General features: G+C 55.1%; 9 protein-coding genes and 1 pseudogene. 3 read left to right on the plus strand and 7 right to left on the minus strand.

Translation table 11 applies throughout. The features are described 5' to 3' along the window. The 4 genes and pseudogenes from AACS18_RS21370 to AACS18_RS21385 all read right to left on the minus strand — a co-directional run. Window positions 1–125 (minus strand): annotated as a pseudogene (locus AACS18_RS21370) (ABC transporter permease); the annotation flags it as partial. A gap of 2 nt (window positions 126–127) precedes the next feature. Further along, window positions 128–1,246: an ABC transporter permease gene (locus AACS18_RS21375; protein ID WP_108613253.1), complete on the minus strand. Its 1,119-nt coding sequence runs from the start codon at window positions 1,244–1,246 to the stop codon at window positions 128–130. Beyond that, window positions 1,246–2,811, minus strand: a complete 1,566-nt coding sequence (locus AACS18_RS21380) for an ABC transporter ATP-binding protein (protein WP_108613254.1) — start codon at window positions 2,809–2,811, stop codon at window positions 1,246–1,248. The genes AACS18_RS21375 and AACS18_RS21380 overlap by 1 nt, the downstream gene beginning before the upstream one ends. An 88-nt stretch (window positions 2,812–2,899) precedes the next feature. Further along, a complete protein-coding gene (locus AACS18_RS21385; RefSeq protein WP_005340803.1) occupies window positions 2,900–3,898 on the minus strand; it encodes a BMP family lipoprotein in 999 nt (332 codons plus the stop codon). Window positions 3,899–4,406: 508 nt separating this feature from the next. Between AACS18_RS21385 and uvrD the strand changes: the two genes are divergently transcribed. Beyond that, entirely contained in the window at window positions 4,407–6,578 is a 2,172-nt protein-coding gene (gene uvrD / locus AACS18_RS21390) for a DNA helicase II (protein WP_108613255.1), read from the plus strand. A 1,340-nt stretch (window positions 6,579–7,918) separates the two neighbouring features. On the opposite strand, the gene AACS18_RS21400 is transcribed toward uvrD, so the two are convergent. The 3 genes from AACS18_RS21400 to ydfZ form a co-directional block, all read right to left on the minus strand. Further along, the gene (locus AACS18_RS21400) at window positions 7,919–8,887 is read right to left on the minus strand and encodes a hypothetical protein (protein ID WP_108613256.1); all 969 of its coding nucleotides are present in this window, start codon (window positions 8,885–8,887) and stop codon (window positions 7,919–7,921) included. A gap of 90 nt (window positions 8,888–8,977) precedes the next feature. Continuing rightward, window positions 8,978–9,415: a DUF2846 domain-containing protein gene (locus tag AACS18_RS21405; RefSeq protein ID WP_108613257.1), complete on the minus strand. Its 438-nt coding sequence runs from the start codon at window positions 9,413–9,415 to the stop codon at window positions 8,978–8,980. Between the two features lie 210 nt (window positions 9,416–9,625). After that, on the minus strand, window positions 9,626–9,823 hold the full coding sequence (ydfZ, locus tag AACS18_RS21410) for a putative selenium delivery protein YdfZ (protein ID WP_108613258.1): 198 nt from the start codon (window positions 9,821–9,823) through the stop codon (window positions 9,626–9,628). Between the two features lie 259 nt (window positions 9,824–10,082). Between ydfZ and AACS18_RS21415 the strand changes: the two genes are divergently transcribed. Together AACS18_RS21415 and AACS18_RS21420 are read left to right on the plus strand one after the other, a co-directional pair. Further along, complete coding sequence (locus AACS18_RS21415; protein WP_146184813.1) at window positions 10,083–10,307, plus strand: hypothetical protein; 225 nt, start codon at window positions 10,083–10,085, stop codon at window positions 10,305–10,307. Window positions 10,308–10,465: 158 nt separating this feature from the next. Continuing rightward, window positions 10,466–10,892, plus strand: a 427-nt coding sequence (locus AACS18_RS21420) for a DUF1993 family protein (protein ID WP_108613270.1), incomplete at its 3' end; no start/stop codon positions are given.

Consider the following 10,892-nt stretch of genomic DNA (forward strand, 5'->3'; position numbering starts at 1 on the left):
TTGCCTTCCAGCGCGATGTTGACCACCCCGGAGCGCTCGCAAAACATGCCCGCCATGGCGGCGAGAATGAGCGGCGGCGCGGTACGAATGGTGGCATCCAGCATCAGGATCAGAATTTCAAACATGATCAGACTCCCTTGGCTTGCGCAGCTGAACGGTTGGCAAACGCCAGATAGAGCTGCTCGATGCGCGGACGCATCATGTGCTCAAGGGCGCCACAGAACAGGATCACCAGACCCTGCAATACCACCACTATGTTGCGGTCCACCCCGAACTCGAAGCTGAGCTCGGCGCCCCCCTGATAGAGGAAACCGAACAGCAGGCTGGCGATGATGACGCCGACCGGATGGTTGCGCCCCATCAGCGCCACCGCGATACCGGTGAAGCCGAACCCTTCCACGAAGTTGAGTTTGATCTGGTGCAGCTCACCCTGCAGCACGTTGAGGGCAAAGAAGCCCGACAACATGCCGGAGATCACCATCGCCAGGATCACCACCTTGGGATAGGAGATACCGGCATAGGCGGAGGCACTTTGGCTGGCCCCGACCGAGCGGATCTCGTAACCCCAGCGGGTGTGCCAGATAAAGACCCACACCAGTGCCGCGCAAATCAGCGCCCAGATAAAGCTGATGTTGAGCGGGCTATTGGGCATCTCCATGCCGAAGCTGCTCGCCAGCGCGCTCATCTTGGGCAGCCAGCTAGCTTCGGCAAACACCTTGCTCTCGGTCGCCATCGAGCCGGGCGGCTTGAACACCTCCACCAGCAGATAGGCCATCAGCGAGGCGGCGATGAAGTTGAACATGATGGTGGTGATCACGATGTGGCTACCGCGTTTGGCTTGCAGCCAGGCCGGAATAAAGGCCCAGGCAGCACCGAACAGACCACCGGCAATGATGGAGAGCGGCAACAACAAGGCAAACGGCAGCACATCGCCGAGGGTCAGACAGACCAGACCGACCCCGAGGCCGCCGATATAGGCCTGACCTTCACCACCGATGTTGAACAGACCGGCGTGGAAGGCGACCGCCACCGACAGACCGGTAAAGATAAAGCCGGTTGCGTAGTAGAGGGTGAAGCCGACCCCTTCACCGGTACCAAACGCGCCGTACCACATGATCTTGGCGGCATCGACCGGGTTGATGTCGAGGTAGTAGAACAGAATGGCCGACACCAGGAAGGCCAGCAGGATGTTGACCGCAGACAAGACGCCTACGGAGACCCAGGCAGGAATACGTACTTGGCTCATCAGTGGGCCTCCTTGGCAACGTCATCGGGAACGATATTCGCCATCATCAGACCAATGGTGCGCTCATCCGCCTTGGCACCATCCAGCTGGCCGACGATGCGACCATCGGCAATGACCAGAATCCGGTCAGCGAGGCTCATGATCTCGTCCAGCTCCACCGAGACCAGCAAGACGGCCTTGCCCTTGTCGCGCATGGCGATGATCTGCTGGTGGATATACTCGATGGCGCCGATGTCGACCCCGCGAGTCGGCTGGCCGATCAACAGCACATCCGGGTCCTGCTCCACTTCACGGGCGATCACCAGCTTCTGCTGGTTGCCACCGGAGAAGTTCGCGGTCTTGTGATCGGGATGGGGCGGGCGCACGTCCCACTTCTCCATCTTGGCCTGACAATCCTGCTGGATCGCCTCCTTGTTCTGCAGCCACCCCTTGTTGTATTGCGGACGGCGGTGATAACCGAGGATAAAGGCCTCTTTCGCCTCGAAGCGGTTGATCAGCCCCATCTTGTGGCGATCTTCCGGCACATGACCGAGGCCGTAGTTGCGCACCAGCTCCGGATCGGCCGGGTGCTCTGCGCTCACCTTGTGCACGCCGCTGCGGCTGCTGATGGTGAAGCCGCCCTTGCTCGGCTTGAGAATGCCGCCAAGCAGGCTGAGCAGTTCGGACTGACCGTTGCCGGAGACCCCTGCGATGCCGACCACTTCACCGGCTCGCACCTCGAAGCTGACCGATTTGACCCGCTCCACCTTGCTGGCATCGAAGTAGCTGAGCCCTTCGATCTTCAGCTTGGCTTCACCGGGCTGGGTTGGCCCCTTGTCGACCTTGAGGCGCACCTTGCGGCCCACCATCAGCTCGGCCAGCTGCTCCTTGTCGGTATCCTTGGTGGCGACGTGTGCCACCATCTCGCCACGGCGCATGATGGAGACCTGATCGGTAATGGCCAGGATCTCCCGCAGCTTGTGGGTGATAAGGATGATGGTCGCCCCCTGATCCCGCAGCTTTTTCAGTACCTCGAACAGGTGATCCGCCTCTTGCGGGGTCAGTACCCCGGTCGGCTCGTCGAGGATCAGGATGCGGGCGCCGCGATAGAGCGCCTTGAGAATTTCGACCCGCTGTTGCAAGCCAACCGGCAGATCTTCGACCTTCTCGTGCAACGGCACGTCGAGGCCATAATCCCGCGCCAGTTCGCCCAGCAGCTTTTCGGCTGACGCCACGCTCTGCTGAAGGTGCCAGCCGTTCTCAGCGCCGAGGATGACGTTTTCCAATACGGTGAAGTTGTTGACCAGCATGAAGTGCTGGTGAACCATGCCCACCCCTGCGGCAATCGCATCTTGTGAGCCATGGGGTTTGAAAGGATTCCCGTCGATCAGCATCTCGCCTTTGTCGGCATGGTAGAAACCATAAATGATGCTCATCAGGGTGGACTTACCGGCGCCATTTTCGCCGACAATGCCGTGGATACTGCCTTTGCGAACCTTAAGGTCGATCAGCTTGTTGGCGTACACTTCGCCGAACCGCTTATCGATACCTCTTAATTCGATGGCATAGCGATCTGTCTGGTCCATGATGCAGCCCTGCGTTTCATGAAATAAGACTAAAAACCGGCCCGTGCGGGCCGGTGGTGCGTTGAGAGTCGTAGCAGCAACTATCTAATTAGTATTTGCAGGTGTTATCGCTCATGTAGTCATGAACCTTGACCTTGCCAGCGATGATTTCAGCCTTGATGGCATCTACCTTGGCTTTCATTTCCGGGGTGATCAGCTTCTCGTTGTCCTTGTCGAGTGCCCAATCCACACCGCCTTCGGCCAGACCCAGGTTCTTGATACCCGGCTTCCACTCGCCTTTGGCAGCGTCATCCCAGGTCTGGTAAGCGGCCAGACCCACAGACTTGACCATGGAGGTCAGCATAGTGCCCGGTTGCAGGTGGTTCTGGTTGGAGTCCACACCGATGGCGAACTTGCCGCTGTCCTTGGCTGCCTGATAGACACCGATACCGGTACCGCCAGCTGCGGCGTAAACCACGTCAGCGCCTTTGGCGAACTGGGACTTGGCCAGCTCGGCACCTTTGGCCGGGTCAGCAAACGCGGCCGGGGTAGAGCCCGCCATGTTCTGGAACACTTCGATCTTCGGATTGACGAACTTGGCACCCTGCTCGTAACCGCACTGGAATTTGCGGATCAGCGGGATATCCATGCCGCCCACGAAGCCGACCTTGCCGCTCTTGGAAGCGATGGCAGCCAGTGCGCCCACCAAGAAGGAACCTTCATGCTCCTTGAAGATGACGGACTGAACGTTCGGCTTGTCGACCACCATATCGATGATGGTGAACTGGGTTTTCGGGAATTCGGTCGCAACCTTCTCTACCGCAGAACCCATATTGAAACCGACCGCCACGATCGGGCCGTTGCCACGGCTGGCCAGACGACGCAGACCCTGCTCGCGCTGGGCTTCGTTCTGGGGTTCAAACTCTTTGACCTTGACGCCCTTGTCCTTGTTGTAGAGCTCAACGCCATTACGGAACACGGCTTCGTTGAATGATTTGTCATACTTGCCCGCGGTGTCATAAATGACGGCTGGCTCGGAAGCAGCCTGAGCGGAGAGAGCAGCGAGAGTGAGGGAGGCCACGGTGGCCAGCTTGAGCACTTTAGTCACGATCGTATCCTTGATTGTTATTAAGTGAGGGAACTTGCTTGCCCGCCGAAGCGGGTCATCTAGCACGCAGGGTTACTCTAAGTCAGCCCCGGTGCGGGTCAAGCAAATGATAAGGGAAAAACGTTTGCGTTAACGGTTTGAATTATAAGCAAATAACCTTACAAGCAGTTGTTTTTTAGCTACTTTTCAGTTGTTTATGCTGACAATTCAGAGACCCAAACGACATTTCTCTTATTGTTCAATTGGTTACTCTAAACCGTTTTCCTCGGTTGGGCATCCGCCCCACCCATCGCCCCGTGATCCGGCTCGCAAAATAACCGCGCGGCGCACCATCCGGCCGCTGGCTACAGCTGGAAACCATCCCCCGTCCGCCGTCATTTTGCCGACCAGAAACCGGCGCAGCCGCCCTGCCCGACTCCCCTCGCCAGCCCGCCGTGCGGAGTTTGCAGTTGGTCTGACGGGGGGATGGCCGTATAATCGCCGCCTGTATAAATAAACAGGAGTGGTGATGGACGTTTCAACCCTGCTCGACGGGCTCAACGACAAGCAAAGAGATGCCGTTGCGGCGCCCCGCAGCAACCTGCTGGTGCTGGCCGGTGCCGGTTCGGGCAAGACCCGGGTACTGGTGCACCGTATCGCCTGGCTGATGCAGGTGGAACGCTGTTCACCCTTCTCCATCATCGCGGTCACCTTTACCAACAAGGCGGCGGCCGAGATGCGTGGCCGGGTCGAGAAGGTGATCGGCGACGGCGTACGCGGCATGTGGATCGGCACCTTCCACGGCATCGCCCACCGCCTGCTGCGGGCCCACCATCTGGATGCGGGCTTACCGCAGGATTTCCAGATCCTCGACTCCGACGACCAGTACCGCCTCATTCGCCGGGTGCTCAAGGCGCTCAACCTCGACGAGAAGCACTGGGCCCCGCGCGCCGTGATGGGCTACATCAACGGCAAGAAAGATGAAGGGCTGCGCCCCGGCGACATCGACCTCTACGGCGACCCCGTCACCCGCACCTATCAGCAGATCTACAAGACCTATCAGGAGACCTGCGATCGCTCCGGGCTGGTGGACTTTGCCGAGCTGTTGCTGCGCGCCCACGAGCTGTGGCTCAACAAACCGCACATCCTCGAGCACTACCGCGACCGCTTCCAGAACATCCTGGTGGACGAGTTTCAGGATACCAACGGCATCCAGTACGCCTGGCTGCGGATGCTGGCGGGCAACAGCGGCAAGGTGATGATCGTCGGTGACGATGACCAGTCCATCTACGGCTGGCGCGGCGCCAAGATCGAGAACATCCAGCGCTTCCTGACCGACTATCAGGGGGCCGAGACCATCCGCCTCGAGCAGAACTACCGCTCCACCGCCAATATCCTCAAAGCCGCCAACAGCGTCATTGCCAACAACGCCGAGCGCCTTGGCAAGGAGCTGTGGACCGAAGGGGCCGAGGGCGAGCCGATCTCCCTCTACGCCGCCTTCAACGAGGTGGACGAAGCGCGCTTCGTGGTCGGCCGTCTCAAGGATTGGAAGGAAAAGGGCGGCCTCTTGGCCGACTGCGCCATCCTCTATCGCTCCAACGCCCAGTCACGGGTGCTGGAAGAGGCGCTGATGCAGGACGCCATGCCCTATCGCATCTACGGCGGCCTGCGCTTCTTCGAGCGGCAGGAAATTAAAGACGCCATGGCCTACCTGCGGCTTATCAACAACCGTGGCGACGACGCCAGCTTCGAGCGGGTGGTCAACACCCCGACCCGCGGCATCGGCGATCGCACCCTCGAGATCCTGCGCGGCAACGCCCGCGATCAGGGGCTCAACCTCTGGCAATCGGCCAAGGGACTGCTCAATGACAAGGTGCTGACCGGTCGCGCCGGCAACGCGGTGCGCGGCTTTGTCGAGCTGATCGACGCGCTGGAGGAGCAGGTCTCCATGCTACCGCTGCACCAGCAGGCGGATATCGCCATCCAGAACTCCGGCCTCAAGGCCATGTATCTGGCGGAAAAAGGCGAGAAATCCCAGGCGCGGGTAGAAAACCTGGACGAACTGGTCACTGCCTGCCGCCAGTACCAGCGCCCGGACGAGCTGGAAGACATGAGCGATCTCTCCGCCTTCCTCGCCCACGCGGCGCTGGAGTCCGGCGAAAATCAGGCGGACGAATATGCCGATGCGGTGCAGCTGATGACCCTGCACAGCGCCAAGGGCTTGGAGTTCCCGCTAGTGTTGCTGGTCGGCGTGGAAGAAGGAATGTTCCCCAGCCCGCAATCCACCGAGGAGTCGGGCCGCTTGGAAGAGGAAAGGCGCCTGTGTTACGTCGGTATGACCCGCGCCATGGAGAAGCTCTACATCTGTTATGCCGAGAGCCGCCGCATCTATGGTCGCGAAATGCAGCACAGCGTGAGCCGCTTTATCCGCGAAATCCCCGCCGAGTGTCTGGAAGAGATCCGGCTGCGCACTCAGGTGAGCAGACCCACCCAGTACGGCCGCTTTAGCCAGAACGAGGTGCAGCAGAGCTTTGACGCCAGCGGCATCAAACTCGGCCAGCGGGTGCTCCATCCGAAATTCGGCGAAGGGGTGGTACTCAACTTCGAAGGAGTCGGCCAGCAGAGTCGGGTGCAGATCCAGTTCGACGACGTCGGCGCCAAGTGGCTGGTGACGGCGTATGCCAGATTGGAAGCGCTCTGATTTCTTCCGCTTTTTGATAAAACCAACCCGGCTTAGGCCGGGTTGTTTTTATCTAACGTTCATAGCGACAGTTTTAATTACGCGATCGTCCGAATACGCTTCGCTATTCGAACCTACTGCTGTGTTTTAGCTGTGGAAGAACAATATTTGCCCCATATTGGACAAGGTATATTCAACTTAAATTTGCTATTAAAAAAGAACCCTTTTCGCAAGCAAAAAAAGTTTTTTAAATTTTCCATCTTCGATCGGGAGACTTGTATTTAGCGGAGCGGACGAATGAAAACCCGCTCAGTGTGAGTGGATACTAACAGACAGGGTGGGACTCACAATTTATCCACAGCACGTCTGTTATCCACACATTGCAACTATTTCTCTGCACCATTATCTTGTGTTACGAAGCTACAGGAGCACCACATATAGTGGTTTTACATCAACTGAGGAGCAACTCATGGTGATAAACGAAGTATCAAAACCCATCCCGGGCAAAACTGTGCCCATTCCATGGCAAATGATGGAGGTTATCCATGCCAAAAAGACCACGACGTTCACGTCGTTCAACACTAAAGGCTACAAATGATAAAGCCACCCTTCCAAAGTGGATCAGGTGGCTCATATCAGGGGTCCTAGACGCTTTAAGACAAAAGCTTGTAGGATTTGTGTTTTTACTTCTGCTTAGTGTAGTCCCGCACGAGTACAACGATTACTCTTGGAGTACCAGTCCAGAAGCAATCAAAGTGCAGTACTACCAGATTTAACCAAGGGCCTTCGGGCCCTTTTTTACACCCTTAACTTACAATTCGTGAGTCAAATGTGTAACCGGAATCATGGACAATCATGGCCTAGCCGTCAATAAAAATATATCACTATTTGTGATATATTAACGAACAAAAAATCACAAATTTCCAATATATTCAAATAGTTAAATCACATAGCCTTGATCTTGAGTTCTGCGTTTATCAAGGGACCGTAGGTTCGATTAGCGAAGCATAATCGGACGATCGCGTATTGGGGAATACGCGTGCATTCAAATATTCACAAAGGCAAAAACCTCGAGCGGTTTACTCCAATCCCCCCAACGCCCCATCCATCGACCCGCACCAATCCTGCGAATAGATGCCACTCGCCACATAACGATGGAAGGTGGAATACGGCCAATCGGCCACCCGCGTGACATGACCATGTTTGAGCGGGTTGATATGGACGTAATCCATATGGCGGCGGTAATCCTGCTCATCCCGGATCAGGTGTTCCCAATAATGGCGCTGCCAGATACCCCGAACCCCATGACGTAGCCGATCTGGCTACGCCATTCTTTTAATAAAAAATAGGGAACACCTCATTTAGGCGAACTCGATTTTTATCTGCAGCTCTCTTGAGTAACCAGATGAGAATGCACCTTGGAAGATGGTTATTAAATTCAAGTCAGCCCCAAAAGAAACATCTAAAAATGCAACGCCTTCATAGCTTTGTCCTGAATTATTGTTCGCAATGATGTGTTCAGCCAATGTTTTAAGCTCAGGGAATGCAGTGATCTTATATAATGACTCTGATGCTTTCTCTACATCAAATACCCCACGTAACTTCATATCAAAGCTAAAGACATCTCTTCTTCTTAAGTTTAAACCTAATTTAGGTGCTAAAGAAATCACTTCTTTGCTAATTGAAAGAATAGTATCCGCAGAGACTTCCGTCTTATCTGATATATATATTCTATTTGCATTGAGATTGAGAAACGTCTTTATTATTCCATCTTTTACATTTTCCCACATGCATTGAGAGTAATTAGAGAGCTTGATCAGACGATTTGTATTGTCAATGGTGTATATACCTACATCAATACTATCCAAACCTAAAGAGGTTGCAACAGACTCAGCGTCACAAACGATTATCTCTGAATCATCAGAGTCCATATTTTTTATTATTTGTTCAAACTGCTCCTTCAATTTGAACATTCCTTTGAAAATCTCGTTATTATATTCTACCTCTCCGTCTACAATAGTTTTTTTGGGTACGATAACTGACTGAGAAAGCAAATCAACTCTTTGATGTTTTTTCCCAGAGCTGATTTTTGGCACTTTCTTTATTTGTAAGTTTTTTTTGCTGGTGGCAGCTTGGTATAAAACATTTGCCGCGTAAACTATATTAGCCTTGGATGCGAAATTCTTTATATTCCAGAGGACAGTGTTATCAGTATCCTCTGGCGGGGTAAACTCTTTATTTATGAAGTTAATGAAGTCAGTATTCTCACCATCAACTGTCACATAACCATTGCTCGAGTTTGGTGCATTGGAAACTAATAATATATCCATGGCTATCCCTAAATTAATTCGGTTAAAGATGAGAGTGAAGAGTTTTTATCCATAAAAACTTACATCACTCAACACATATGTTTCATAAAGCTACTTAACCAGCTTGCTCTCCATCACCCCTTGCTTACCTTCCTCTTCACTGACCTGACTCAGCTTGGAGCGGGCCATCAGCAGGCCCATCTTGACCTCCTGCCAGACGTAGTAGTTTTTACCCGCCTCGGTGCTGAGGGTCAGGGTGGCATCGTTCTCCGACTTGGAGGTGATGGTGTGACTGCCCGGCGTCACCTGCTTGAGGATATAGCTGTGGGCCACGGTATCGCCTACGGTAGAGCCATCCACCAGCAGCGGCATTTTGATCGCCGCACCGAAGGTCTCATTGCGATAGATATAGAGGTTGGCCGCATCCTTGGGCGCCACAAACTGCTTGGCCTGCGCGTCTACGGTGGCATCGGCCATGGGTACGGAAGCACAACCGGAAAGCAGCGCCGCCGACAGCAGGGCGGCACTCATCATTATTTGCCTGAACATGGTTTTTGTTTTTAGTGAGTTAACGGAAAATAAAGGTTCGCATGGGGCTGTGCTGGCTGACAATCGCTCAAATCGATCAGGGTGTGACTCGGCTCAATTTTTCAGCATTTAGCGCTATTTGGCAGGGTGAGGGGGAGATCAGAAACCCGGCCGCCAGATGGGGCGCGGTGGCCGGGTGAATTGTAAAGAGTAGGGTGACAGGGAAAAGGATCAGCCTAGTCTAATCAACTCGATGGGCGCATAGCGCTCTTGAGTGTTTGCCAGCAGCACGCACTTCTCATGCTCCGCCTGATAGGGGGTCATATTGTCGGTGTAGGCCTCTTTCAGAAAATCGACTGCGCCAGTGGCGGCAATCATCACGCGCTGACCCAGGTTCAGCGCATTGCGGTTACGGTCATAGATCTTCATGTCATTCTCCTTTGCTGGTGTCCTGACGGATACGCAGACGAGTGTCCAGGACAACGACATTCAGCCTACGCCCCTGAAAAAAGGTGATTTATGTCACAGATCAAAAAAGGGGCAATGAGGGACTCGTAGGTTCAAAAAGCGAGCGCTCACGCGGCCAGCCCCCGGTTAGCCCGGTTGGGTATCGCCATCGCTGATTCCGTCTGCCGCTCTGTCATGCCAAGCTGGAGGGGAACAAAGCATAACGGCGTCGCCGGAGGGGATGATGTCACTGCTGCAACTGCTCGATGATCTGGTCGACCTTATCGAATTCATTACCGATTTTCCGCGGTTCTGGCGCATCTATGTGGGGATTTTCTGCACCTTTGCTGCCTGCGTACTGGTTGCCAAGACACAGGATTCCCCTGATGGACTGGCGTTCGTTTTCGGTGTGATCCTGGTGATTGGCATTGGCCTGACACTGCTCTGGCAGCGCGCCGCTCGCTGATCGCCACAGTCTGTCGTGTGGCGCACACCTCCCCTGCCCTTTTTGCCACCACGGGCTCGAACCTGACAGGGGATGGAGTATATTGGTGGCCGATTAGCCAGTCTCATTCACTGCGGCCACGCAAGCAGGCCGCTGTTTCAACAAGATGGAGAGTGCTCATGAATCGCGACATTACCGCCCAGTTTATCAAGATGCTGACCAACCTCGACCACTGTCTGGCCAAGGCCGAAGCCCACGCTGCGGCGAAGCAGTTCAACGTGGAGAACTTCTTCGGCGAGCGGCTGATCGTCGATATGCTGCCGCTGGCCAAGCAGGTGCTGATCTGCTGCGATTCGGCCCGCTCCGTGGTCGCCACCGCCAGCCACAGCGAGCCGCCGGTGCTGGGGGATGACCCCAAGACCATGGCGGATCTGCGCGCCCATATCGGCAAGACCGTTGCCTATCTGCAAAGCAAGCTGGAGGCGGACTACAGCCAGTATGCCAGCGCCCGCTACGTGCCCCACTGGGCGGGTGGCAAGGGAATGGATGGCCATACCTGCGCCCATGAGTACGGCATTCCCAACTTCTACTTCCACCTCACCATGA

The organism is Aeromonas sp. HMWF015 (genome assembly GCF_963878965.1).
In the GTDB taxonomy this organism is placed as follows: Bacteria; Pseudomonadota; Gammaproteobacteria; order Enterobacterales; family Aeromonadaceae; genus Aeromonas; species Aeromonas veronii.